Source organism: Brevibacillus porteri (assembly GCF_003013475.1).
GTDB classification, from domain to species: Bacteria; Bacillota; Bacilli; order Brevibacillales; family Brevibacillaceae; genus Brevibacillus; species Brevibacillus porteri.
Window position 1 is genome coordinate 26,513 of the sequence record NZ_PXZO01000039.1, and the last position, 26,104, is coordinate 52,616.

A 26,104-nucleotide genomic window follows, 5' to 3' on the forward strand; every position below is an offset into this window, starting at 1 on the left:
GAGGTTCCAAATGGAAGAAATCCAAGAAGAACGGGAATACGGCAGGTGGGAATGGTTCTTTTATATGATTGTCATTCCTGCACTGTTTGCCAGCCTCCTTGGCGGTGTGCTCCTGAGCTTGCTCGGAGTAAACGTGTTAGGGACTGTTCTCCACTGGGCTAACTCCATACCGTACGTGGAAAAATTAGTCCCGGACGAATATGCGGCAACTCCCGACTCAGAAGAACAACCTGACATGGACAAACAAGTGGCAACCCTACAACAAGATCATGCAAAAAACCAGCAGCAGATTACCGCTTTACAAGAAGAGTCAACAAAGAAAGACGCCACTATTGTGGCGCTGGAAAAGCAGATTGATGATTTAAACAAGGCAATGGAAGATAAACGTGCTACTGAGGAAGAACGTCAGAAGCAGTTTGCAGATTTGGCTAAAGTGTATACAACCATGTCACCCAAAAATGCGGCAGCCATTATTGAAAATCTCAAGCTGGAAGAGTCAGTGACGGTTATGACCAAAATGAAACCTGCCCAACAAGCTGACATTTTGGCGAAGATGGAACCGAAGAAAGCTGCCGATATTTCGATCTTGTTAAAAGATTCAGTAGTGAACAAAGATGATGACATTGCTGCTCTACAGCAACGTGTAGATGTTCTTACAAAGGCGCTTAGCAATACGCGTGATGGGTCTGAATCGAATGAGGATCTAAACAATACATTTACTCAATTGCCGCCAGCGGATGCTGCTGCCATCATTCGTTCACTCATGAATACTAACAAGGCCCAAGCCATTGCTTTAATGAAAGATTTGCCTGCGAATAAGCGGGCACAAACTCTCTCAGCGATCGCCAATGACGACAAGAAAGAAAAAGACAATCTGGCGGCTCGCATCACGACAGAGTTGCTTCGAAAATAGATTGAGCAATCATCTGTTTTCGTTCCTATAAGCAACAATTCAAAAAGAGGAGGTGAACGAGATGAATGTGGCCAATTTGACTCCTGCCGTAGGATCAGCAGGATCTGTTACAGCGACACCTGTGGCAAATGCGGGAGGAACTGGTTTAGGTCAAATGTTTTCCATGCAATTGATGCAGATGTTGGATCAAGTGGGAAACGCAGAAGAGACAATGGTTGCGCCAGAGGGTTTAAGTGAAGAGGAAATGCTAGCATTAGCTGAGCTCATGGCATTATTTGCCCAACTGCTTGGCTCTGGTCAAACTACGCAAGACGAATTACCGCCTGATGCCCAAGAAAAATTTGCAACTGCAATTGAACAACTTTTGGGTAAAGCGCAAGGAAATGCTGGTCAAGTGAGTGAGGATTTGAAGCAGATTCTAGCTAACCTGAAAAAAGGGGAAGCAACTCCAAATGAACTGGACAAGCTGGCAGCTCTTCTCGAATCCCTGAAGAATCAAAAAGGAAATACGGAAGAGTCGAAAAGAAGTGGCCTGAACTTGCGATCAGATGTGATGGCAAACATGAACACAACCCAGCAAGACACGTTTAAGACGATTTCACCACTACGGTTGAATCAAGGTCTCTCGGCTTACAAGCTAGAGGCAGGGATTCAGTCTCAAACTGTACAGCCTACCCTGCAAGGCGGCCTTTTGAATCAAGAGGGCGATGCGCAAGAGGGCATGTTGAATGGAAATAGTCAGACACCGATTATTGCTTCATCTAATACGCAGACACAATCGGTACAGACCTTTCAGCAACAGTCGGTTCCAACACATCATGTGAACGCCAATCAGCTGACACAGCAAGTCACACAACTTTTCGTGTCCAAGATGCAATTGACGCAACTTAATGGCGTACATGAGGCAAGGCTGATTCTGAATCCACAATCTTTGGGCCAAGTAGATGTAACCATTACTTCCCAAAATGGAGTGATTACAGCACAGTTCCATGCCGAAACACAGGCTGGAAAGGATATGCTGGACAATCAGCTTCCGCAGCTTCGAGCTGCGTTGACACAACAAGGCTTGCAAGTTGATCGCTTGGAGGTAAACCAGCAGCAGGATACAGCTTTTAACTTCCAACAGCAGCGTGAACAAGCACGACAACAGCAAGAGAATCGACAACAGCAAGATAAAGACGAGCAAGAATTTGCTCTCGATGCCCTGGTAGACAGCAATGAATCAACAGATGTGCTATGGGATCGATTGCGGGAAACGGCTCGCGGCATTGACGACATCGTCTAGGATTGGATATAAGGAGGAAGCGCCATGAACCATTTTCGTGTGGGGCAACCCTATTTTCCTCCGAAAACGAATCACGTCGCAAAAGCTACTACCCAAACTGCTCCGGGAAACAACACGTTATTTCAGCAGTATTTGACGGAATCGATTGGCGCTGCAACCAAGTCGGAGCCACTTAGTTTTAGCCAGCATGCCGTCAATCGCTTGCAGGAGCGGGGCATTACGCTAGAAAGACCGCAGCTGGAGCGTTTGGAGTCCGCTGTGCAAAAAGCAGCCGCCAAAGGCGCCAGAGAGTCTCTCGTTATGATGGATAATGTGGCCTACGTCGTGAGCATCGTAAATCGGAAAATTATTACCGCCGTAGACGATGGCAGCATGAAGGACAACGTATTTACAAACATCGACAGTGCCATTTTCGTGTAGGTGGCTGTTTACTGGGCTGGACCTCCTTTTGAGGAAGCCCATTCGGCTACCGACTGACAGAGGTAGCCGCTGTAAATGAGAAGGTAAAGGAGGAAATAACTATGCTTCGCTCAATGTACTCAGGTATTTCAGGCATGCGTGGTTTTCAAACAAAATTGGACGTTATTGGTAACAATATCGCGAACGTAAACACAGTTGGCTTTAAAAAGGGTCGTGTAATGTTTCAAGATATTTTGAGCCAAAACGTTCAAGGGGCTGGTGCTCCTACAGATGGTGGTAAAGGCGGTACAAACCCGACGCAAATCGGCCTGGGTGCTTCCATTGCTTCTATTGATACTGTTTTCTCTGCTGGTAGCCCAATGACAACAAACCTGCCGACAGACCTTTCCATCGAAGGAGACGCGTTTTTCATGGTCAGTCCTGATGAAGGGGCAACCATCTATTACACGCGTGCAGGGAACTTCACTCGTGATGCCCAAGGTTTCTTGGTGAACTCCCAAGGGATGAAGTTGATGAACACTGATCCGGCTCCAATCCAAATCAACCAAGCAGATGGAATTGTTTCTTACTCCATTGGTAAGGATGGCGTAGTTACGACTGTGGATGATACTGGAGCACTTGCTTCGGACAATACTATTGGCGTAATGACCTTCAACAACCCAAGTGGTTTGAAGAAGATCGGTAACAACCTCTACGAAAACACAGTGAACGCCGGTGCACGTGATGATGATCCAATGACTCCAGCTACTCCAGCAGATGCACGAATCAGCATCATCGCAGGACAACTGGAAATGTCCAACGTTGACCTTTCTGAAGAATTTACAGAAATGATCGTGGCACAACGCGGTTTCCAAGCAAACTCTCGGATCATCACGACATCTGACACAGTATTAGAAGAACTGGTGAACCTGAAACGATAAATTCGTTTAACGGAATTGGCCGGGGAAGTGTTCTAAGCCTTCCCCAGCCTGATCCGGAAAGGAGCAGCCAATGATTAAGTTAACTCGTTTTAACGGCTCTACTTTTTATCTGAACATCACTCACATTGAAACTGTTGAAGCAACTCCGGATAGCGTAATCACGCTATTCAACGACAGAAAGTACATCGTGAAGGATTCGGTGGAATCCATCGCTGAACGTGTTCAGGCTTTTTATCATAATGTTCCTCCGGCAACATCTGTACCGAAAATGCCGGGTGATTCAAATGAATAGCGGGAGGCATTAGCGATGTTTCAAAATCGATTGTTTAACATGGCTCTAATCATTATCATCGCGATATCGCTACTGGGAGTGATCTCGTTTGTACTCTGGCAAACGTATCTCTCTCCGGATGCGCAAACAGCCACGACGGGAGAGCAAGAAGTGAAGACGCTCACGGCAGAGGAAATGAAAGAGTTCTCCGTTGACACTGGCGAAATTACTACGAACTTGCTAACGAATAATTACATGATTGTACGCTTTAGCATTACGGCCGACAGTGCTGATGCTAAAACAGAGCTGGAGCAGCGTTTGCCGCAAGTCAATCAAGTGATTATTAAAACATTGGCGGGGTTGACACCAGAAGACATAAAAGGTACTGAAGGTGTGAACAAGCTGGAAGCAAAAATTATGAATGAAATCAGCTCCCTGATGCAAGAAGGTAAGATTGTTCAAGTAGTGACAACCAAACGCGTCTTGTCATAGGAAGCGATTATGGTATACATAGCAAGGAGGTGACGACATATGGCCGAGGTTCTCTCACAGAGTGAGATTGATGCGCTGTTGGCCGCCCTATCTTCGGGCGAAATGGATGCCAACGAGCTGAAAAAGGAAGAAACTGAGCGTAAAGTCAAAGTATATGATTTCAAACGCGCCCTGCGATTCTCAAAAGATCAGATCCGTGGTTTAACGCGAATCCATGAAAACTACGCGAGGCTGTTGACTACGTATTTTTCAGCTCAGCTCCGTACCTTCGTGCAAATTACGGTTGCCTCCGTCGATCAATTGCCGTATGACGAATTTATACGTTCTATTCCCAAGATGACCATCTTGAACATCTTTGAAGCTCCTCCGCTGGAAGGACGAATGGTTTTGGAAGTAAATCCAAACATCGCCTATACTATGCTGGATCGACTTCTGGGAGGACAGGGGGCGATTCCGGAAAAGATGGGCGCCCTTACGGAAATTGAAACAACGGTGATGGAACGCGTATTCGGCAAAGCGCTGGATACTTTCCACGAGGCATGGAAGCAAATCATTGAGCTAGATCCGTACCAGGAAGGTTTGGAGATGAATCCACAGTTCATGCAGATCGTCTCACCTAACGAGATTGTCGTGGTAATCTCCTTTAGTACCAAAATCGGCGATACAACAGGAATGATCAATCTCTGTTTGCCTCACGTGGTACTGGAGCCCATCATGACAAAGCTGTCTGGACAATACTGGTTCTCCAAACAAAAGAAAACGCGGGATGAAGAAGAGCGTCTGCGTGTAGAAGAGCGAGTAAAAGTTGCAAAATTGCCGATTGTTGCTGAAATGGGGACAGCTACGATTACAGTAGGAGATTTCCTGCAGCTGCAAAAAGGTGATGTCATTCAATTAGATCAATCAATCGACAACAAGTTGAAAATTAAAGTGGGCGACCACTTAAAGTTCTTGGGTCAGCCAGGAACACTTAAAGGAAGGGTCGCCGTACAGATTGATGAAGTCATAGAGGAGGGGGAGGAACAAAATGAGTAGAGATATGCTTTCTCAAGACGAGATTGACGCGCTGTTACGTGCGAACAACTTGGTTGAGGACGAAGAGGAAGCTGTGTCGGCAGTGACCCAGGATGTTGCCGATTTTCTGTCCCCGTTTGAACAAGATGCACTCGGAGAAATTGGTAATATCTCCTTTGGGAGCGCAGCTACCGCGTTATCTACTTTATTAAGTCAAAAAGTAGATATTACTACCCCTACTGTTTCCGTAGTTAATGTCGATGAATTGGAAAGCGAATTTCCGATTCCTCACGTGGCCGTCCACGTGGAATATACAGACGGTTTCAAAGGAATTAACCTGCTAGTCATTCGCATGGAAGATGCTGCAGTTATCGCGGATCTGATGATGGGCGGAGACGGCAGACCAGCGAGCACTGAAATGTCAGAGCTTCATATCAGCGCGGTTCAGGAAGCAATGAATCAGATGATGGGTTCCGCTGCTACGTCCATGTCGACGATTTTCAACCAGTTCATTAATATTACGCCACCTGGCATCGATGTAATGGATCTGGCGCAAGGCAAGGGTGGAGACAGCTTCTCTGATGATGACAGTCCTCTGGTGAAAGTATCTTTCCGCTTAAAGGTAGGAGAGCAAGGCGAACTTATCGATTCCAATATTATGCAGCTTCTCCCGCTTTCCTTTGCGAAAAAGATGATTGATAGATTGGTTGGAGGTTCAGAGGATGAAGCAGCAGTGGCCGCCCTCATAGATGAGATAGAGATGCCTTCTCTGCCTGCTATGAGTCTGTCGGCTCCTTCTATCCAATCAAGTGCGCCGGAGCAACCACAGAGCCACGTACCGCCTGTAGCGCCGCCACAACAGCAACAACCGGTGTATCAGCAACAACCGGGTTACGCACAGCCAATGGGCTACCCAGGACAGCCGCCGATGTATCCTGACGCGTATGGACAACCAATGATGCCACCAGGCTACGCTCCGTACCCAGGTATGTATCAGCAGCCTCCAATGGCTCCGCCAACACCACAGCATTTCGGAGGTCTTGCAGCTAGTCAGGCGAATGTAGTACCAGCACAATTTGCTCCGCTTGGAGGTGCTCCTATGTATACAGGAGACATACAGAACTTAAACCTGCTTCACGATATTCCATTGCAAGTAACAGTTGAGTTAGGTCGTACGAAAAAGCTTATTAGAGAAATCCTTGACTTGTCCGCTGGATCGATTATACAGTTGGACAAGCTGGCAGGTGAGCATGTAGATATTTTGGTGAACAACAAACTAATTGCCAAGGGCGAGGTTGTCGTCATTGATGAGAACTTTGGGGTTCGTGTTACAGACATCATCAGTCAGATAGATCGTGTTCAAAAATTACAATAATCCAATCAAGAGGGAAGCATTAGGGAGGAGCTATTCATGTCTAACAAAGTTTTAATCGTAGACGATGCAGCATTCATGCGTATGATGATCAAGGAAATTCTTTCGAAAAACGGGTATAGCGTCGTAGGGGAAGCAAGTGACGGTGCACAAGCAGTTGAAAAGTATAAAGAATTGGGACCTGATCTCGTAACCATGGATATTACCATGCCAGAGATGGATGGAATTTCTGCATTGAAAGAAATTAAAAAATTGGATCCTAACGCGCGTGTGATCATGTGCTCCGCGATGGGTCAACAAGCGATGGTAATCGATGCGATCCAGGCGGGCGCAAAAGACTTCATCGTAAAACCATTCCAGGCGGATCGCGTTTTGGAAGCGATCAAAAAGACAATGAGCTAATGATGATGATCCGGAATGCAGGGGCAAGACTCATTTTAGCCTTCAGTCTGATCCTGTTGCTTTTCGTCTCCTCCCTGCCGAGTACCGCATTTGCGGAAGGTTCAGTAGCGGATGCGTACAACCAGGGAAAAGTGCCAACTAGCAATGCGCCCGCCGGCAGTGAACAGCCGGCGGCCATTCCGGGCAGCGGAACAGGAAGTATGATCGGGTATCTAGTTCAAGTCATCTTTTCGCTTGGCTTTATTGCAGTATTGATCTTTTTATTGCTCCGTTTTCTTGGTCGACGTCAAGGGGCTCAAAGTCATGGACCAATTAAAGTGATTAGCGCTACTGCGTTAGGCAATGGCAAAACACTTCAGGTTGTTATGATCGGCGAGTCATTGTACATCGTGGGCGTGGGAGAAAACGTTCAATTGCTTCGTAGGATCGAACCGGGTGAAGAGGTAGATCTGATCTTAGCTGACGCAGAGATCAAACCAATGAAAAGCCCATTCTCGCTAGAGTGGCTCCCGTTCGGTAAGAAGAAGCAGGCAGAAGAAGAAATCTTGTTTTCTTCTGATATGGACGGCAAAAGCTTTCAAGATCTGTTGCAGGGTCAATGGAACGACTTGAAAAATCGTCCAAACCAAACAGAACATTGGAAGAAAGAGCAAGCTCAGGACAGAGGGGACCAAAAATGAAATATTTTTTGCAGGTGCTGATGCTTGTCGCAGTGTTGCTATCCGTACCTGATATGGTCATGGCGGCGCCAGCGGGGACACCGCTTGTTCCGAGCATTGATTTGAAGATAGGCGGCGGAACAGGAACACCGCAGGAGACATCGACGGCCATTCAGCTGTTACTGATTTTGACAGTACTATCTGTAGCTCCAGCGATTTTGCTTTTAATGACCAGTTTTGCGCGAATTATGATTGTCTTGTCTTTTGTACGAAATGCGTTGGCAACTCAACAAATGCCACCGAATCAGGTATTGATTGCCCTTGCGTTGTTTATGACATTTTTCATTATGGCTCCGACACTCGGACAAGTAAACGAAACAGCCGTGCAGCCATTTATGCAAGGCAAGCTAACGCAACAGCAGGCACTTGACGCAGCAGTCATCCCCTTTAAGGAATTTATGGCAAAGCAGACGCGTGAAAAAGATTTAGCACTTTTTCTGGAATACACAAAAGCCGAACGACCAAAATCGATCCAAGATATTCCTTTGAATGCACTGGTACCTGCTTTTGCCATTAGTGAATTGAAGACGGCTTTTCAGATCGGCTTTATGATATTCATTCCTTTTCTCGTAATTGATATGATCGTCTCCAGTATTTTGATGGGGATGGGGATGATGATGTTACCGCCGGTTATGATTTCATTGCCGTTTAAGATTTTATTGTTCATCATGGTGGACGGCTGGTATCTCATTGTGAGATCACTTTTGACCAGTTTTTAGCGACATTCCGAATGCCTCAGGAGGTAGAGCATGACACAAGAATTACTTATGCAGATTGCCCAAAGCTCTGTTTATACCATCCTGCTCATTTCGGCACCCGCACTTGGGGTCGCCTTACTGGTCGGTTTGATGGTCAGTGTCTTTCAGGCAACGACACAAATTCAGGAGCAGACACTCGCTTTCATTCCAAAGATCGTGGCCGTATTTGTCGTGATCTTGGCTGCTGGTCCATGGATGCTTCGGGTACTGCTTGATTTTACGATGGGGATCTTCGGTAACCTTCATCGTTTTGTTGGGTAGCATATGAATCTTTTTCTGATGTATCTGCCCGTATTCTTGCTTGTTTTTGTCCGAATGAGTGCCTTTTTTGTAACGGCTCCGTTCTTTTCCATTCGTGGTGTACCGAATCAGTTTAAAATCGGTCTTGCATTTGTCATGGCCGTCATCAGTTTTCAATCCTTGCCGGTGCAAGGCGAGATTCCGATGGATTTGACATTTATTCTGTATGTCATGAAGGAAGCGCTTGTTGGTGTCATTCTTGGTTACATATGTGAAATGATGTTTATCGCCATTCAGGTTGCCGGCGGACTGATGGACATGCAGATGGGTCTTGCAATGGCAAACGTGATTGACCCCAAAACGGGTACATATATCCCGGTGACAGGTAACTTCAAAAACATTCTGGCTGTCCTGTACTTTTTCAGTATTGACGGGCATCACATGCTGATACAAGGTGTGATAAGCAGTTACCAGGTTATACCGGTGGACATCATGTGGGCGGCTTTCGGAAGCGAAAACGTCATGATGACAGCAGTAAAAACATTTCAAACGATGTTTGTGAGTGCATTTATGATTGCGGCGCCTATCGTCGTTGCATTGTTTCTGGTTGATCTCTCTCTTGGTATTATCGCCAAATCTGTCCCGCAGTTTAATATCTTTGTGGTGGGCTTGCCCATTAAACTGCTTGCGGGCTTTTTACTGCTTATCGTGGTGATGCCTGCGTTCTTGCTGACCCTGAACGGATTGTTTGGGAACATGTTCCGGGCACTTGCAGAAATGATGAAATCGCTCGGAGGATCACCATGAATCAATTGAGGCTTTCTTATCAAGTAGATCTTCAATTTTTTAATGGGGAAAAGACAGAAAAAGCTACGCCCAAGAAAAAGCAAGACGCACGAAAAAAAGGGCAAGTCGCGAAAAGTCAGGATCTTTCCCCAGCCCTATCTTTGACAGCATTTTTCTTTCTGTTAATGATGCTTGGCTCTACCATGCTAGGCACATTTCAAGATTTGATGCGGGAGTCATTGATTACATACACCACGTGGCAATTAAATGAAGAAAATTTAAAAGTCATCGTGATGCAGCTCGTATTTGAAGCGATAAAAATTGTAGGACCTATTCTGGGCTTGAGTTTTCTTGTCGCATTTGCGGTGAACTACATGCAGGTAGGCTGGCTAATTAGTACAGAACCCCTTCAAATGAAACTGGAAAAGATCGATCCGATTAAAGGGGCAAAACGAATTTTTTCCTTACGCTCGCTCGTAGAGCTACTGAAATCTTTATTGAAAATAAGCGCAGGCATATATGTCGCGTACGTCATTTTGTGGAATGCAAAGGAACAAGTTGTACAGCTTTCCTTATTGTCTCTCGGAGCAGTCCTATCGTTTACTGCCGAAGAGGTGACAAAGCTGGGAATCTATCTCGGGTTATTGCTTTTCATTCTCGCGATTCTGGACTACGCCTATCAGCGTTATGAGCATGAAAAGAATCTGCGGATGTCCAAGCAGGATCTCAAGGACGAGCATAAGCAAGCGGAAGGTGATCCGCTTATCAAAGGGAAGATTCGTGAACGGCAAAGAAGTATGGCCATTCGCCGTATGATGCAGGAGCTTCCCAAAGCGGATGTCATTATTACGAACCCGACTCACTTTGCTGTTGCCGTTCGCTATGACGCAAGTGCGATGAGTGCACCGACGGTAATCGCCAAAGGGCAAGACTATCTAGCATTAAAAATAAGGGAAGTAGCGAAAAAGCATCGTATCGTTACCATGGAAAACAAGCCCTTGGCCCGGGCTCTCTATAGTCAAGTTGAAGTTGGGCAACAAATTCCCGAAGAGATGTTTAAAGCGGTCGCGGAAGTTCTCGCGTACGTCTACAAGCTGCAAGGGAAAGTGAAATAAATGGAAGGAGGATAACCAGTGGGATTCAAATTTAAAGAAGTTGGTACGATCCTTTTTGTCATAAGCATTGTTGTCATGATGGTAATCCCACTTCCTTCAGCGCTACTTGATTTGCTGTTGATTTTGAATATCTCCCTTGCATTGACCATCTTGCTTGTGTCGATGTATACAAAAGAAACTTTGGAATTCTCGATCTTTCCGACGGTTTTGCTTATTACAACACTTTTTCGACTAGCCTTGAACGTGTCGACGACGAGAAATATTCTATCGCACGGTGAAGGCGGTAAAGTTATTGAAACGTTCGGTAGCTTTGTAGTCGGTGGTAATCAAGTCGTCGGTTTCGTCGTGTTTCTGATCTTGATCATTATTCAGTTTATCGTAATCACGAAAGGTTCTGAGCGTGTAGCTGAGGTAGCAGCACGTTTTACGCTCGACGCGATGCCTGGTAAACAGATGAGTATCGACGCCGATCTGAATGCAGGGATGATCACAGAAGCAGATGCACGTGTCCGAAGAAAAAAGATTGAGAACGAAGCTGACTTTTATGGAGCAATGGATGGTGCCAGCAAATTCGTAAAAGGGGACGCCATCGCGGGTATTATCATTTTTATCGTAAATATTATTGGTGGTTTTATCATCGGGATGCTCATTCACGATATGAGCTTTGCTGAATCTGCCTCTCGATTCACTACCATGTCTGTCGGTGACGCACTGGTGAGCCAGATTCCAGCGCTCTTAATCTCGACCGCAGCGGGTATTATTGTAACGCGTTCCACTTCTGGTGAAGGTCTTGGTGAAGACATCGTCAAGCAAATGTTCAGCTTTCCGCGTCTTCTCTATATCGTAGCCGGATGCATGTTATTGCTGGGTGTCTTTACACCGATTGGAATTCTGCCTGTACTTCCGGTATGCGGGATAATGGGATTTGCTGCTTGGAAAATGGAGAAGAACCAAAAGATGCAAATCCAAGAATCCGCCGATCAGGTGGAAGAGCAGCAATTGGAAGAAGTACGCAGTCCAGAAAGTGTCGTGAACCTGTTACAGGTCGATCCGATCGAATTCGAGTTCGGTTATGGCTTAATCCCGCTTGCCGATGTGAAGCAGGGAGGAGATTTGTTAGATCGGGTCATTATGATTCGAAGACAAATCGCACTCGAGATGGGGATTGTTGTACCGGTCATTCGTATACGTGACAACATCCAGCTTCGACCGAATGAATATATGATTAAAATAAAAGGCAACCAGGTCGCAAAAGGGGAAATCATGCTGGATCACTATCTGGCGATGAGCCCGGGGATCGAAGATGATTCTATTGTTGGTATAGAAACCGTAGAACCTGCGTTTGGATTGCCTGCATTATGGGTAACAGAAGAGAATAAGGAGATTGCTGAGCTTTCCGGCTATACAGTTGTCGATCCGCCATCTGTTGTGGCTACACACTTGACAGAGGTCATCAAGCGACATGCCCACGAATTGTTAGGTCGCCAGGAAACAAGGGCCCTGATCGACAATGTAAGGGAGACAGCACCAGTTCTCGTAGACGAGCTGATTCCAAGTATGCTCGCCATTGGGGACGTACAAAAAGTATTGCAAAAGCTGTTGCGTGAAAAAGTGTCTGTTCGAAATCTCCACGTCATCCTTGAAGCACTTGCGGATCAAGCCTTGTATACAAAAGATCCAGATGTACTGACAGAATATGTGAGACAGGCGATGGCGCGACAGATCACACTCCAATTTACGGAGCCAGGACAACCACTTCGCGTGCTTACAGCTGGAGCAGGATTGGAAAAAGCAATCTCTGAACGTGTGGAACAGTCTGAGCAAGGAAGCTATCTGGCGATGGATCCGGAAACGTCTCAGCGAATATTCCAAAACATGTCGACTGAAGTGAGCAAAATGATCAACTCGGGTCAACAGCCGATCATTCTTTCATCACCAGCGGTCCGAATGTACTTGCGTCAATTAGTAGATCGCATGATGCCAGACGTTCCCGTTTTGTCGTACAGCGAGCTCGAACCACATGTTGAAGTGCAAAGCGTAGGGATGGTGAACATTTCGTGAGGGTAAAACGTTACATTGTCGATTCGATGCCAGAAGCAATGGGAAAAATCAGGACGGACTTAGGAATGGATGCTGTGATTCTTAATTCCAAGCCGATAAAAACAGGTGGATTGTTCGGGATGTTTGGCAAACAACGAATCGAAGTAATCGCTGCTGTCGATGAAAAGGCATCCGAGCGAGAAAATCCAACAGTAGCAGCTGAACATCGAACCAACAACGTTTTGCCCAAATCGCAGACGGGTACGTACACCGCTGCTCAAGCGTATCGAAGACCGACTGTGACAAAAACATCGGAGAATCAACAAGTTGAATCAACAGGTAGGGAGCAGGTCGTAGCCGCGATAACACAAACCGCGGTTGCGACGCCTCCAAAAGAAGAGATCCCAGATACGAGAGCTGTGCAAAAGCAAGGAGAGCCAGCTGAGCAGCATGCTCCTGTCATGACAACCCAAGAAAGAGCTTTACCCGCAAGCAATCATGACGCGATTGCCACTGAAATGCGAGATATGCGTCAAATGTTTCAAAAGCTGTTGGTGCATGACTTAAGTGAACAACTTCCTCCAGAGATACAGTCTATTCGTGCAAAGCTACTGAAACAAGAAGTGACTGAAGAGCTAACAGCGGAAATCATTCGAAAAGTAATGGAAATGTCGCAACCGGGTGAAAAGTGGACGGAGGAAGAAGCATTTGCTGTATGCCGAACGATTATCACTTCGATGATTGAGCCATATACAGCATCTTCGCCAAAGCTGGGTAAGAACGTACGGTATGCTTTCTTTTTCGGTCCGACAGGGGTTGGAAAAACAACGACCATTGCGAAGCTTGCGGCGAACAGCATGTTGAAGGAAAAACGAAAAATCGGCTTTATCACGGCTGATACGTATCGAATGGCAGCAGTAGAACAATTGAAGACGTACGCAAACATTTTGAATGTCCCGCTGGAGGTTGTCTTTTCTCCGAAAGAAATGGCGGCAGCGATGGAACGTTTAAGTGATTGTGACCTCATTTTTGTCGATACGGCTGGACGAAATTTTCGCAACGATGAATACGTGGAAGGCATTCGTGAATTGTTGGAGCATGGAAAAGACAGCGTGAACTATCTAGTACTTAGCTTGAGCTCCAAATCCAACGATATGAAAGCGATCGTCCAAAATTTTGCGGAAGTTCAAGTGAAGCAAGTCATTTTTACAAAAGCGGATGAAACGAACAGCTTTGGCACGATGTTGAATGTTTGTCAGGAGATGAATCTACAGCTCTCCTATGTAACGACAGGTCAAAATGTACCAGATGATATCGTTGTAGCTACACCCGAGCTGGTTTCAACGATGATTATGGGAGAGTAAACAGATGCGTGACCAAGCAGAGCAACTCCGTGAGCGGATGCTACAAAACAAGAAGACACGACCAACTAGACTGGTGACAGTGACGAGTGGAAAAGGTGGTGTCGGCAAGTCCAATTTCAGTTTGAATTTTGGGCTTGGTTTGATTGAGAAGGGTCATAAGGCGGTTTTGTTTGACTTGGATCTGGGTCTGGCAAATCTGGATGTATTAATGGGAATTACACCAAAAAAGCATCTGTTTCATTTGTTAGAGCCAGATACGACTGTTTGGGACATTATCGAGCACGGGCCAGGAGGCTTAGAATTTATCGCGGGTGGTTCTGGATTTACACAGATTATGCAATTAGATGATCACAAGCTTGATCGCTTATTCTCTCATCTGGACCCGCTGCAAGGCTATGCCGACACAATCATTTTTGATACGGGAGCAGGTTTTTCAAAAGAATCCATGCGATTCATGCTCTCCTCAGACGAGGTCATCCTCGTTACCACCCCCGAACCACCAGCGATAACGGATGCATATGCAGTCATCAAGATGCTACACGCACGTAACCCCGCTGTCTCCATTCGATTGGTGATAAACCGAGCGTCGTCGGAGAGAGAAGGGAAAATGACGGCGGACAAGCTTGCGATGGTTTCTAAACGCTTTTTGAATCTGGATATTCAGTCGCTTGGATATGTTTCGGATGATCCTTATGTTTCAAAAGCTGTTAAAATGCAGCGTCCTTTTCTACTTACATATCCACAATCGCAAGCCGCGAGAAGCATACGAAATCTGGTAGAACGGTATTTGGATCGTCCGGGTACTTCAGATGCTTCTGTCAGTGGTCTCAATGGATTTCTTGCGAAGTTGAGGCACTTCATACGATGAGACATAAAAGTAGGAAGGGAGCGACATTCGAATGAGCAAAATCCGCGTTCTCGTCACGGACGATTCTGCATTCATGCGTAAAGTAATTTCGGACATTTTATCAACGGATCCTGAGATTGAAGTGATTGATCGAGCTAAGAATGGACTCGAATGTATTGAAAAATGTAAAGAACTGGCGCCGGATGTTCTAACTCTCGACATTGAAATGCCGGTTATGAACGGTTTGGACGCTTTGGAAAAGCTGATGAATGAATGCCCGGTTCCTATTGTCATGTTGAGCAGCCTGACAAAAGAAGGGGCCGAAGCTACGATTCATGCGTTGGAGCTAGGCGCGTTTGACTTTGTAACGAAGCCGTCTGGTCCAATTTCTCTCGACATCCACAAAGTGGGCGATCGTCTTATCGAGCGCGTGAAGGCTGCGGCAGCATCGAAAGTACGTTTGAGAAAGCAGATCCCTCGCATAGTCAAACTGGTATCTTCCGAATCAAAAGCTGCACCGGCATCTCCAGTAATACGTACGAAAATACCGAGCCCGCCTGCCGTGATGCGGTCACAAGTGGGCGGAAAGGCAAGACTGGTGGTTTTAGGTACATCTACGGGTGGTCCTAAAGCATTGCAGAGTGTACTCACTGCAATTCCGGCGAATTTTCCGGCACCAATTGCCATCGTTCAGCATATGCCAGCAGGTTTCACAAAATCGTTAGCAAATCGGCTAGACTCGTTATGCCAAATTCGAGTAACCGAGGTTGTCGATGGCGAGTATTTGGAAAATGGTACAGCTTACATCGCTCCAGGAGGCTTCCATTTCGAAGTTCGTCAAGTAAATGGGAGACTTCAGGCCTATTTACATCAAGAGGAGCCACGAGGCGGTCACAGACCGTCTGTCGATATCCTGTTTGAATCAGTCAGTCAATTGACAAACGTAGACAAATGGGCAATCATCATGACAGGCATGGGAAATGATGGGACTAAAGGGCTAAAGCGTATGAAGGAGCTTGGCGCTGTCACAAGTATTATCGAAGATGAGTCGAGTTGTGTCGTATACGGAATGCCACGAGCAGCGATTCAAGCAGGCTTGGCAGACAACGTGGCCCCATTAGAAAAGATTCCAGAGCTGTTGTGCAAGCTCTTGCACTGATTTTTGGGAGGTGGATCACCTATGGATATGAATCAGTATTTGGACATGTTTATTGAGGAGTCAAAGGAACACCTACAGGCAATCAACGCCAACTTGTTACTCTTGGAAAGTGATCCGGGTAATATTGGCCACGTCAAAGAGATTTTTCGTTCCGCTCATACATTGAAGGGTATGTCGGCGACCATGGGCTTTGAAGACATGGCGAGTTTGACTCACGAAGCGGAAAATGTACTGGACCTGATTCGCAATCAGAAGTTAACGATTACCAGTGATATCATGGACGCTATTTTTCAGAGCGTAGATTTGATTGAAGGCATGGTCATCGATATCACAGAGGGTGGAGACGGTTCAGCGGATGTATCCGCTATTGTAAAGAAGCTGCGGGCGATTGTAGCTGGAGATTTTTCAGCCGAGCAGGAAGTAGCAGCTGCTACGATGGTAGTGGAAGCACCGCAAGAGGAAAGTACACCAGCTGAAGAGCATGAGCTGGACGATTATGCAATGATGGTCTTGAAGCAGTCTCAGGAGCTCGGAAATAACGTTTTGTGGATCAAAGTTACATTGAATGAAAACTGCTTGCTCAAGGCTGCTCGCTCTTACATGGTTTTTGATCAATTGGAATCCATGGGTGAAGTGATCAAAACGAAGCCAGCTGTTGAAGATATCGAGAATGAACGATTTGAACAATCGTTTGAAATCGCCTATGTGACGGAGCAATCGATTGAAAAAGTACGAACTACGATTCTTAACATTTCGGAAATCCAAGATGTGACAATCGAAACGATTCAATTGAAGAGTGAAGCTCCACCTGCTCCCGTAGTGCAACAGACGCCAGCGCCAGCTGAAAAAGGAGCAGCAGAAGCTCCTCAAGCACCTGCGAAGAAGGCGACGGCTGGTGGAAAAACAATTCGTGTGGATATCGAACGCTTGGATATCTTGATGAATCTGTTTAGCGAATTAGTCATTGACCGCGGTCGTTTGGAGCAGTTGGCACGCGAGATCGGAAAGAATGAACTGCAGGAAACCGTGGAGCACATGAGTCGGATTAGTGGCGATTTGCAAAACATCATTTTGACCATGCGGATGGTTCCGGTGGAGCAAGTATTCAATCGTTTCCCACGTATGATTCGCGATCTGCAAAAAGATCTGAATAAAAAAGTGAATCTGGAGATTATCGGTGCGGAGACAGAATTGGACCGTACTGTCATCGACGAAATCGGGGACCCACTCAATCACTTGCTGCGTAACTCGCTTGACCACGGAATTGAGTCTCCAGCAGATCGGAAAAAGGCGGGTAAGCCAGAGGAAGGAAAAATCGAGCTCCGCGCTTTCCATAGTGGGAACCATGTATTTATTGAAGTAAAAGATGACGGTGCTGGAATCAATAAAGATAAAGTTCTCAAAAAAGCGCTTGAGAGAGGGATTGTCAATCCTGCTACTGCAGATAGCATGAGCGACAAGCAAATCCACGAGTTGCTTTTTGCAGCAGGCTTTAGTACAGCGGAGGTTGTATCTGATATTTCCGGTCGTGGTGTTGGACTGGATGTCGTTAAGTCCAAAATTGAATCGTTGGGTGGCAGTGTCAGCGTAGATTCTGTGCGCGGTCAGGGCACGATTTTCCTCATTCAATTGCCGCTTACGCTCTCTATCATTTCCGCGATGCTGGTACAAGTGAAAGATGAGAAGTACGCTGTCCCACTCAGCTCCATCATTGAGACGGCTGTATTTAAAAAAGATCAAATCATGATGGCTCACCGCCAAAAAGTGATCGACTTCCGGGGACGTGTAGTTCCGCTCGTTTCGCTGCAGGACATTTTCCAAGTACCTGAGAATGGGGAAACGATGGAAGATGAAGTGGCAGTCGTCATCGTACGTAAAGGTGAGAAAATGGCAGGCCTTGTCGTCGATTCGTTCATCGGTCAACAAGAGATTGTTCTAAAATCTCTCGGCAAATATCTGGTTAATGTATTTGCTATTTCAGGTGCAACGATCTTGGGAGACGGACAGGTCGCGCTCATCATAGATTGTAACTCGCTGATTAAGTAGAAGGAGGGGCAGCCGCATGCTCGATCAAAAAGAAGTCATTAGCGAAGTCAAAGTGATTGTCTTTCGATTGAAGGACGAAGAGTATGGCGTAGAGGTTCATCAAGTCAAATCCATTGAAAAGCTGGAGCACATCACAAGAGTTCCGCGAACGCCTAGTTTCGTCAAAGGGGTTATTAATCTGCGTGGCGTTGTGACACCGATTATTGACCTACGCAATCGCTTTAGTCTCGAAGAAAGCGTCTATTCCGAAGCAACTCGAATCATTATCGTGGCCGTAGGTGAATTGGAAGTGGGTCTCATTGTAGATGCTGCTAACGATGTTATCGATATACCAGTTGATGCGATTGAACCGCCTCCAGAGGTTGTTGGAGGAGTGGAAGCTGCTTATTTGCGAGGTGTCGCTAAGCTGGATAAACGACTGTTAATCCTCTTAAATCTCGATAAAGTATTGAGCACTGAGGAAATCAAGCAGTTGGACGCAATTGAGGGGTAAGTAAAATGGGCGATTTTACGAAGTTTGGAGATTTCCAATTTGACGTTTTACGGGAAATCGGGAACATCGGTGCTGGTCACGCTGCCACGGCTCTCTCCAAGCTCATACAAAAAGAAATCGATATGAAAGTTCCACAAGTCAAGATTATCCCTTTCGACGAAGTTGCAGATTGTGTAGGAGGAGCGGAAACTGTAGTAGTGACCGTCTTCCTCCGCGTTGAAGGCGATTGTCCAGGGAACATGTTTTTCATCCTTGATTTGGATTCTGCCAAGCACCTACTCGAACAAATTACAGGAATTAATAAAGATGTGTACGAGTGGGAAGAGCTGGAGATTTCAGCGCTGCATGAGATTGGCAACATCTTAACAGGCTCTTATCTATCATCGTTAGCTGATTTTACACAATTAAATTTACAACCGTCTGTACCTGCACTCGCTGTGGATATGGCTGGAGCTATTCTAAGTTATGGATTAATAGCGTTGGGTCAAGCGGGTGACTTTGCCCTCACGATTGACACCGCTTTTTTCGAAGGCAATGATCAAGTAAAAGGGAACTTTTTCTTAATTCCTGATCCTGAATCGCTCCCAACACTATTTCGTTCATTAGGGGTTCCGTTCGATGGAGATTATTAAGATAGGGATGGCTGATCTTGGGGTGGCAAAGCCGCCGAGTAAGCTGCGTACTACCGGTTTAGGTTCTTGCGTAGGGGTAGTGCTCTACGATCATATCCATAAAATTGCAGGTATGGCACATGTCATGCTCCCTGAATCGTCTTTGGCTAAAAGCGGGGAGCTAACAATAGGCAAGTATGCGGATACAGCAATCCCCCATCTGATTCAGTTGATGGTGAAGGCTGGTGCTGAGACCAGACACACAGTTGCAAAATTGGCTGGCGGTGCACAAATGTTCGCATTTTTAGGGAATAATGACACCATGCGGATTGGGCCTCGGAATGTAGAGGCGTGCAAACTTGCATTGAAGGATGCTCATATAAAGATCGTGGCAGAAGATACAGGGGGAAACTGCGGTCGGACAATAGAGTTAGATGCCACAAACGGCATTCTTCAAATCAGGACCGTAAATCAAGGTGTGAAGGAAGTATAACAAATGTTAGGAACCATTTGGATTAATTTTGGATTAGGAATGCTCGCATTTCTTGTGACGCTGGGTACGGCTGTGGCGAGTAATGTCTGGCTCGTATCACTGGAGAGAGCAGGTATCGCATTTGTCCTATTCTTCCTCGCTGCATTTCCAATTCGTTGGCTGCTCGCAACGTTCATACAGTCATCTACTCCACCAATGGTTACGGACACGCTAGAGGAGACAGGCTCTCCTCTAGCGGAAGGTGGGGTCGTACTGGAAATTGGACAACTATTAGAACAGGAAGATCAAACATTTGCACCACTCTCAATCAACAAGATGGAAAGGGTTCATCCTACTGAGGATCCAGCCACCGTTGCAGAGGTCGTTAGGCGCTTATCAGATGAGTAAAGGTTGGTGACTATTCGTGGCACGGCTAACCAGTCAAGAAAAAGCAAAAGAGTTCGATAAATGGGTCATGTGGAAACAAGAGGGAAGTCGCGAGGCGGAGGTTGACTTGGTCACGCGGTTTTTGCCACTGGTAGATAAGGTGGCAAATCGGTTGGCGATTAATCTGCCAGCAAATGTGGACAAGGATGACTTGATTAGTTATGGGCGCTTTGGACTATTGGACGCTTTGGCTAAATTCGATCATACCCGGGGTCTCCAATTTGAGACGTACGCCATGTGGCGGATTCGTGGTGCAATGATCGATGGACTACGCGAGAACGACTGGATCCCTCGTACTGTTCGAGACAAGGCCAAAAAAATCGAAGAAGCATACACCACCTTGGAACAGCAAATGCTGCGAATGCCAACCGATCAAGAAGTGTCTAATTATCTGGGAATAAGCAAAAAGGAGCTTCAACAGGTTTTCTTGGAAACCTCTCTTGCCAGCATGGTTTCTATCGATGAGGCAGTAGGGGATGAAGACGAACAAAAAACAGCAAGACATTCGTATATCATTGACGAGCTCACACCTCGCCCTGATAATGTGGCGGAAGTATCCAGCTTAAAAGAGGTTCTAGTAACGGTCATCGACAAATTACCTGAAAAGGAACGATTGGTTGTCTCCTTGTTTTATTTTGAAGAAATGACCTTATCAGAAATTGCGGAAATCATGAGCTTGTCACCTTCAAGAATATCCCAGTTGCACTCCAAAGCTCTTTTCCGACTTCGTTCTGCGTTGTCCAGATGGAAATCGCAATTAATGTAAGGGGACATTACCCAAGCTTGAGAGGGGTAGAATGATGGAAGGAATCGGGAATTATAAAATAGAAGTAAAAATTTCAGCTGATAAATTAGAGGCTGAGGTACTTCTACGTGCGGACGAACAAGATATCGACGAAATTGTCGTCTTGGAAACAGATGTTTACAAAGCATTACAAACAAGCAATGTGAAGTATGGAATTCTCGATGATGTAGTCCAGAACTTGTGTACCTTACCCGCGAAGTATGCAAATGCGAGAGTAAAGGTTGCTCAGGGGATTGCACCTGTGGCCGGAACCGATGCGACTATCGAGTACCCCTATTTGGCATCTATTAATGAAGGGGAAGGTCCAAAAGAGCTAGAGGATGGTCGAGTTGATTTTTATAATGTGACGACAATCCCTAATGTGGCAAAAGGACAACTCTTGGCACGTAAAATATCAGCAAGCCAGGGACAACCAGGCACAGCAGTTACCGGAGAGCCCATCGCTCCCAAAGCCGGCAAGGAAATAAACATAAAGCCTGGGAAAAATGTTGTGCTCAATCAAGAGCGGACGATGCTATACGCCGCTATTGACGGACAAGTCTCCTTCACGGAACAGGCAAAAATGAACGTGTTTCCCGTATTTGAAGTAAACGGGGATGTCGATTTTGGTGTTGGCAATATTGATTTTGTGGGAACGGTGGTCATTCGCGGGAACGTATTGAATGGCTTTCGCGTAAAGTCATCAGGAGATATCCGTGTACTTGGCAGTGTAGAAGGGGCCGAGTTGTACGCGGAGGGCTCTATTGAAATCAAAAGCGGGATTGTTGCTCAGGACAAAGGCTGCATTGTTGCGGGGAAAGATGTTCGGACATCCTTTATCCAAAACGCCAATGTAACGGCTGGCAATCAAGTGATTGTTTCACAAAGCATCATGTTCTCAACCATACGAGCCGGAAAGCAAATCATCTGCAAAGGAGCAAAAGGCTTCATTATTGGTGGCGTGCTTCAAGCTGGGGAAAAGATTGTGGCACGAGTATTTGGGAACAGCAGCGCCACTCCTACGATACTCGAAGTAGGAGTAAAACCAGAATTAAGACAAGAACTGGCGAACATTCAAAAAGAACTACAAAATGTGTATGAAAATTTACGCAAAACAGATCAAGGCCTAGGCGTTATTAATCAGATTCTTCAAGTCAGCAAAGAACTTCCAGCAGACAAACGTCTCATGCAAATCAAGCTAACCAATACTCGTTTGGTTTTGGAAAAAGAAAGCAAGGAATTGGAAGCACGCAGAAATGATATTGAACTCGAGCTGAAAGGGGAAGGCCCAGCAGCTATTGAGGCATATCATGTGATGTATCCAGGAATTAAAATGACGTTTGGAAAGCTGGTGCACTTTATCAAGCACGAGTATGCGAGAACGCGATTTATTGTGCTGGACGGTGAAATTAGCACAGCAACTCTCATCTAATCCAGGATGCTTACATACTTAGTGTGACAAAGGGAGTTGGGGCCATATGAGTTTGAAAGCGGTTGAATTGCAGGTGGCAATACCACGTACGCTAGAAGTCAGCCGAATTCAGGAGCATCAGCAACAACGAACCATGCATGAACAACAATCAATGATTGATCAGCGAAGAGACCTGGATGAACATATGCGCCAGCGCCCGAGCGATCTTGAGCAATCACAAAAGAACCAGATACGCGAACGAGAAAAAAAGCAAGGACAGCAAGAACATCAGGACAAAAAAGAATCCGCTGGAAGTCAATTGTCTGAATCGAGCGAAGGTGTATCTACGAATGCTGATCTCATGAGAGATCCATTGCGTGGACGTATTATAGATATTTCTTTATAAACGAAGTCAAGCCAGAAATAAAGGTGGACAACATGGACGTAGTGTATCCCATCCTGATTGGAGCAGGAATGATCAGTATGCTTCTTGCTTTTGTCATTAAAAAGAAGCAGCCTGTTGACTCCTTTTCCTCAATACCGACACAACGCACGACGGACAAGGACGAGCTCGAAAAAAGCGTGCAGCGTCTTCAAAAACAGGTAAAGCAAGAAACCCATCTTCTTTCTGCAGAATGGCAGGAAATGAGAGCGGATCTTCTCGAGGATATCGCTAGTTTGCGCAAGCGATTAGACATTATGGAAGAAGAATGGCAAAAGAGTGAGAGTCACAAGCAAGAGGCTCCAAATGATACGGATAGGATAGAACCAGCACCTCAAGTTCAAGAGGTGGATATGCTGGCACTGCGAGAACGTTATCGCCGTGCCTTTGAGCTGAGTAAAGAAGGTTTGTCTCGGGATGAGATCGCAAAACGACTCGGTGCCGGCAGAGGGGAAATCGATTTGGTCTTTTCCTTGGCTGACAGGCATGAGCGAGGTCTTGCCGATGCGTAAACAAGAGCTATTATTTGGATTTGGAGCAGGACTGATTGTGGCTACCTCCATTATTGGACTATTAGCGGCTAAGCAAACTGCGCAAGCACCAGCCCTGACTGTCGATCAAATGAAAGTAGCTGCACAAGAGCTGGAAATGGTCGTACTTACAGCAGAAGAATACAAACAGTGGCAGGAAGAAAAGAAAGTGAACGTACAGCCAGCTCATGGATTGCCTAAGGCGCCAGTTACGCCAAAGGTAGGTCAAACAGTGGCGCCTGTGACTAAGCAACCGCAGACGCCAACTGTACAGCCTACGACACCTGCAGCTTCATCGGAACAAAAGATGATTCCGCCAACGAATCCAGAGAGTAAGGACAGCCAGTCTATTCCAACCGTACCGAATACGCAGACACCAACGTCACCCAATACGTTGGCACCTAAAGCTCCGACAGTAGAAGCTCCATTAGCAGATAAGAAGGTATCTTTCACTGTTCCTTACAAAGCAACTGCAGAGGATGTAGCGCAGATTCTAGTAAAGGAAGGAATCCTTCCTGCCGACAATCAATTTGTGGCACAGCTACGCGCGAGCGACAAGCTAAATCGTATTCGTGTAGGTACCTATGAAGTGTCGACCGCCGCTCAGGAAGCAGACATCGTCAAGTTGATCACAACACCGCCTAAAAAATAGGCGGTTTTTTCAATGTGACCAAATGTGTCCATTTGTCCTCTGCCAAGAAGGATCAAAACTTTTTTACGAAATAAATGGAATTCGTTTGTTGCAATTGAAACTCCCATATGATATATTCATTTACGGTGTTGAAATCGCACGTCCACCAATTCCGGCAACGGTGCTGCCTAAGGCAGAATTGCTAGGAACATGCGGTGAGGCGGAGGTACGCATCACAAAAACCATTTTTGAAGGAGGTGTGAAATATGGCAGTAATTTCGATGAAACAATTGCTCGAGGCTGGTGTACACTTCGGTCACCAAACTCGTCGTTGGAACCCGAAAATGGCTCGCTATATCTTCACCGAACGTAACGGAATCTACATTATCGACCTGCAAAAAACCGTTAAAAAAGTAGAGGAAGCGTACAACTTCGTACGTGAACTCGCTCAAGACGGCGGTAAAGTGCTCTTCGTTGGTACGAAGAAACAAGCACAAGAATCCGTTAAAGAAGAAGCAGAACGCACAGGTCACTACTTCATCAACCAACGTTGGTTGGGTGGTACCCTGACAAACTTCACAACCATCAAAAAACGTACATCTCGCTTGGCTGAGCTGAAGCGCATGGAAAACGATGGTACTTTCGAAGTATTGCCTAAGAAAGAAGTTATCGTTCTGCGCAAAGAAATGGATCGTCTGGAAAAATTCTTGGGCGGTATCGCTCACATGGATAAACTGCCTGACGCTCTGTTTGTTATCGATCCTCGTAAAGAACGCATCGCTGTAGCAGAAGCTCGCAAATTGGGTATCCCAATCGTTGCAATCGTAGATACTAACTGCGATCCAGATGAGATCGACTATGTGATCCCAGGTAACGATGATGCAATTCGCGCTGTGAAACTGCTGACTGCTAAAATGGCAGATGCTCTGCAAGAAGGAAACCAAGGTACAGAGCAACAAGCAACAACAACTGCGTAAGCATGTGTGTAAAATGGGTGGACTGAGGGTGTCAGAACCCCCCGTCCATCCTTTTTTGTTGAATATTGTTGCCGTGCAGGTTAGCACGCAACATGCTTTTCGACTATAATAAGATCGTAACTTTTCGAGGAGGTTTCACTCAATGGCAATTAGTGCACAAGCTGTTAAAGAACTGCGCGAGCGTACAGGCGCAGGTATGATGGATTGCAAACGCGCGCTGGAAGAAACAGCAGGCGACATGGAAAAAGCGATTGACTTGCTCCGTGAGCGCGGTGTAGCGAAAGCGGCAAAAAAATCTGGTCGTATCGCAGCAGAAGGTTTGACTGCAACAGCGGTAGCTGGAAACGTAGCAGCAGTTGTTGAAGTGAACTGCGAAACTGACTTCGTAGGTAAAAACCCTGAGTTCCAAGCACTCGTTAAAGACATCGCTGAGCACGTTGTATCCCAACGCCCTGCATCTGTTGAAGAAGCGCTGGAGCAACCTTTCAAAGGTGCTGGCGAGACTTTGGGTCATGTAATCAACGAGAAAATCGCGACTATCGGAGAGAACATCTCCTTCCGTCGTTTTGCACTCTCCGAGAAAACAGACAACGGCGCATTCGGTGCTTACCTCCACATGGGTGGCCGTATCGGCGTTCTGGTTACTTTGGAAGGTACACAAGACGAGACACTGGCTCGCGACCTGGGCATGCACGCAGCAGCGTCCAACCCACGTTTTGCTAACCGTGAAGAAGTTTCCGCTGATGAGATCGAGCGTGAGCGTGAAGTTCTGAAAAACCAAGCACTGGCTGAAGGCAAACCTGCTAACATCGTTGAGAAAATGGTAGAAGGACGCCTCTCCAAATTCTTCGAAGAATACGTACTGGTTGAGCAACCATTCGTAAAAGATACTGACAAGAAAGTAGCTGTTCTGTTGAAAGAAGCAGGCGCTACCTTGAAAGGATTCGCTCGCTTCCAAGTAGGCGAAGGTATCGAGAAGAAACAAGAAGACTTCGCAGCTGAAGTAATGGCTCAAGTTAATAAGCAATAATAAAGGTTATAGGGAACACCTTCGTGTTCCCTATTTTCAAAGCGAGAGTTTCACTTTGTGTGAAACTTTCTGCATGTAAATAGCAGTGTGTACCTGTTCCCAATTAGAAGGAA

The 26,104-nt window shown here is 46.1% G+C and carries 30 protein-coding genes; all 30 read left to right on the forward strand.

What is annotated here, in order from left to right; genetic code table 11:
• Nucleotides 1-10: 10 nt before the first annotated feature.
• Nucleotides 11-913 (forward strand): MotE family protein, encoded by a 903-nt coding sequence (locus tag C7R92_RS19635; protein ID WP_069849276.1) that lies wholly within the window; start codon nt 11-13, stop codon nt 911-913.
• Between the two features lie 61 nt (nt 914-974).
• Entirely contained in the window at nt 975-2,198 is a 1,224-nt protein-coding gene (locus tag C7R92_RS19640) for a flagellar hook-length control protein FliK (RefSeq protein ID WP_106835382.1), read from the forward strand.
• 24 nt (nt 2,199-2,222) lie between these two features.
• Nucleotides 2,223-2,618 (forward strand): TIGR02530 family flagellar biosynthesis protein, encoded by a 396-nt coding sequence (locus tag C7R92_RS19645; RefSeq protein ID WP_069849272.1) that lies wholly within the window; start codon nt 2,223-2,225, stop codon nt 2,616-2,618.
• 101 nt (nt 2,619-2,719) lie between these two features.
• Nucleotides 2,720-3,538: a flagellar basal body rod protein FlgG gene (flgG, locus tag C7R92_RS19650; RefSeq protein WP_017249324.1), complete on the forward strand. Its 819-nt coding sequence runs from the start codon at nt 2,720-2,722 to the stop codon at nt 3,536-3,538.
• A 70-nt stretch (nt 3,539-3,608) separates the two neighbouring features.
• Nucleotides 3,609-3,830, forward strand: coding sequence for a flagellar FlbD family protein (locus tag C7R92_RS19655; protein ID WP_017249323.1), 222 nt, complete (start codon nt 3,609-3,611; stop codon nt 3,828-3,830).
• Between the two features lie 15 nt (nt 3,831-3,845).
• Nucleotides 3,846-4,301 carry a flagellar basal body-associated FliL family protein gene (locus C7R92_RS19660; protein WP_017249322.1) on the forward strand — a complete coding sequence of 152 codons (456 nt, stop codon included), beginning with the start codon at nt 3,846-3,848 and terminating at the stop codon, nt 4,299-4,301.
• 39 nt (nt 4,302-4,340) lie between these two features.
• The gene (fliM, locus tag C7R92_RS19665; protein ID WP_017249321.1) at nt 4,341-5,336 is read left to right on the forward strand and encodes a flagellar motor switch protein FliM; all 996 of its coding nucleotides are present in this window, start codon (nt 4,341-4,343) and stop codon (nt 5,334-5,336) included.
• A complete protein-coding gene (fliY, locus tag C7R92_RS19670) occupies nt 5,329-6,690 on the forward strand; it encodes a flagellar motor switch phosphatase FliY (RefSeq protein WP_017249320.1) in 1,362 nt (453 codons plus the stop codon). Before fliM ends, fliY begins: the two co-directional genes overlap by 8 nt.
• A gap of 36 nt (nt 6,691-6,726) precedes the next feature.
• Nucleotides 6,727-7,089 carry a response regulator gene (locus C7R92_RS19675; RefSeq protein ID WP_007719294.1) on the forward strand — a complete coding sequence of 121 codons (363 nt, stop codon included), beginning with the start codon at nt 6,727-6,729 and terminating at the stop codon, nt 7,087-7,089.
• Nucleotides 7,089-7,769: a flagellar biosynthetic protein FliO gene (locus tag C7R92_RS19680; protein ID WP_017249319.1), complete on the forward strand. Its 681-nt coding sequence runs from the start codon at nt 7,089-7,091 to the stop codon at nt 7,767-7,769. Before C7R92_RS19675 ends, C7R92_RS19680 begins: the two co-directional genes overlap by 1 nt.
• Entirely contained in the window at nt 7,766-8,527 is a 762-nt protein-coding gene (fliP, locus tag C7R92_RS19685; RefSeq protein ID WP_069849269.1) for a flagellar type III secretion system pore protein FliP, read from the forward strand. Before C7R92_RS19680 ends, fliP begins: the two co-directional genes overlap by 4 nt.
• Nucleotides 8,528-8,557: 30 nt before the next feature.
• Nucleotides 8,558-8,827: a flagellar biosynthesis protein FliQ gene (gene fliQ, locus C7R92_RS19690; protein ID WP_007719290.1), complete on the forward strand. Its 270-nt coding sequence runs from the start codon at nt 8,558-8,560 to the stop codon at nt 8,825-8,827.
• 3 nt (nt 8,828-8,830) lie between these two features.
• Entirely contained in the window at nt 8,831-9,613 is a 783-nt protein-coding gene (gene fliR, locus C7R92_RS19695) for a flagellar biosynthetic protein FliR (protein WP_069849267.1), read from the forward strand.
• On the forward strand, nt 9,610-10,707 hold the full coding sequence (gene flhB / locus C7R92_RS19700) for a flagellar biosynthesis protein FlhB (protein ID WP_069849265.1): 1,098 nt from the start codon (nt 9,610-9,612) through the stop codon (nt 10,705-10,707). The genes fliR and flhB overlap by 4 nt, the downstream gene beginning before the upstream one ends.
• 18 nt (nt 10,708-10,725) lie before the next feature.
• Complete coding sequence (gene flhA, locus C7R92_RS19705) at nt 10,726-12,768, forward strand: flagellar biosynthesis protein FlhA (RefSeq protein ID WP_069849263.1); 2,043 nt, start codon at nt 10,726-10,728, stop codon at nt 12,766-12,768.
• The gene (gene flhF, locus C7R92_RS19710) at nt 12,765-14,111 is read left to right on the forward strand and encodes a flagellar biosynthesis GTPase FlhF (protein WP_106835383.1); all 1,347 of its coding nucleotides are present in this window, start codon (nt 12,765-12,767) and stop codon (nt 14,109-14,111) included. Before flhA ends, flhF begins: the two co-directional genes overlap by 4 nt.
• Before the next feature lie 4 nt (nt 14,112-14,115).
• A complete protein-coding gene (locus C7R92_RS19715) occupies nt 14,116-14,979 on the forward strand; it encodes a MinD/ParA family protein (protein WP_017249313.1) in 864 nt (287 codons plus the stop codon).
• Between the two features lie 31 nt (nt 14,980-15,010).
• Complete coding sequence (locus C7R92_RS19720; RefSeq protein WP_106835384.1) at nt 15,011-16,117, forward strand: protein-glutamate methylesterase/protein-glutamine glutaminase; 1,107 nt, start codon at nt 15,011-15,013, stop codon at nt 16,115-16,117.
• A gap of 21 nt (nt 16,118-16,138) precedes the next feature.
• Nucleotides 16,139-18,163: a chemotaxis protein CheA gene (locus C7R92_RS19725; RefSeq protein WP_106835385.1), complete on the forward strand. Its 2,025-nt coding sequence runs from the start codon at nt 16,139-16,141 to the stop codon at nt 18,161-18,163.
• 16 nt (nt 18,164-18,179) lie between these two features.
• Nucleotides 18,180-18,656: a chemotaxis protein CheW gene (locus C7R92_RS19730; RefSeq protein ID WP_007719278.1), complete on the forward strand. Its 477-nt coding sequence runs from the start codon at nt 18,180-18,182 to the stop codon at nt 18,654-18,656.
• A gap of 5 nt (nt 18,657-18,661) precedes the next feature.
• The gene (locus C7R92_RS19735; protein WP_069849256.1) at nt 18,662-19,288 is read left to right on the forward strand and encodes a chemotaxis protein CheC; all 627 of its coding nucleotides are present in this window, start codon (nt 18,662-18,664) and stop codon (nt 19,286-19,288) included.
• The gene (locus C7R92_RS19740; RefSeq protein WP_007719270.1) at nt 19,275-19,760 is read left to right on the forward strand and encodes a chemotaxis protein CheD; all 486 of its coding nucleotides are present in this window, start codon (nt 19,275-19,277) and stop codon (nt 19,758-19,760) included. Before C7R92_RS19735 ends, C7R92_RS19740 begins: the two co-directional genes overlap by 14 nt.
• Nucleotides 19,761-19,763: 3 nt before the next feature.
• Nucleotides 19,764-20,147 carry a hypothetical protein gene (locus tag C7R92_RS19745; RefSeq protein ID WP_069849255.1) on the forward strand — a complete coding sequence of 128 codons (384 nt, stop codon included), beginning with the start codon at nt 19,764-19,766 and terminating at the stop codon, nt 20,145-20,147.
• 16 nt (nt 20,148-20,163) lie between these two features.
• Complete coding sequence (locus tag C7R92_RS19750; RefSeq protein ID WP_017249307.1) at nt 20,164-20,952, forward strand: FliA/WhiG family RNA polymerase sigma factor; 789 nt, start codon at nt 20,164-20,166, stop codon at nt 20,950-20,952.
• A gap of 31 nt (nt 20,953-20,983) precedes the next feature.
• The gene (locus C7R92_RS19755; RefSeq protein ID WP_017249306.1) at nt 20,984-22,402 is read left to right on the forward strand and encodes a DUF342 domain-containing protein; all 1,419 of its coding nucleotides are present in this window, start codon (nt 20,984-20,986) and stop codon (nt 22,400-22,402) included.
• 46 nt (nt 22,403-22,448) lie between these two features.
• Nucleotides 22,449-22,787 (forward strand): hypothetical protein, encoded by a 339-nt coding sequence (locus tag C7R92_RS19760; protein WP_017249305.1) that lies wholly within the window; start codon nt 22,449-22,451, stop codon nt 22,785-22,787.
• A 23-nt stretch (nt 22,788-22,810) separates the two neighbouring features.
• Complete coding sequence (locus C7R92_RS19765) at nt 22,811-23,335, forward strand: DUF6115 domain-containing protein (RefSeq protein WP_106835386.1); 525 nt, start codon at nt 22,811-22,813, stop codon at nt 23,333-23,335.
• Nucleotides 23,310-24,005, forward strand: coding sequence for a DNA polymerase III subunit gamma/tau (locus C7R92_RS19770; RefSeq protein ID WP_106835387.1), 696 nt, complete (start codon nt 23,310-23,312; stop codon nt 24,003-24,005). The genes C7R92_RS19765 and C7R92_RS19770 overlap by 26 nt, the downstream gene beginning before the upstream one ends.
• A gap of 245 nt (nt 24,006-24,250) precedes the next feature.
• Nucleotides 24,251-24,961 (forward strand): 30S ribosomal protein S2, encoded by a 711-nt coding sequence (gene rpsB / locus C7R92_RS19775; protein WP_069849249.1) that lies wholly within the window; start codon nt 24,251-24,253, stop codon nt 24,959-24,961.
• 142 nt (nt 24,962-25,103) lie between these two features.
• Nucleotides 25,104-25,991 (forward strand): translation elongation factor Ts, encoded by an 888-nt coding sequence (gene tsf / locus C7R92_RS19780; protein WP_017249302.1) that lies wholly within the window; start codon nt 25,104-25,106, stop codon nt 25,989-25,991.
• Nucleotides 25,992-26,104 lie beyond the last annotated feature (113 nt).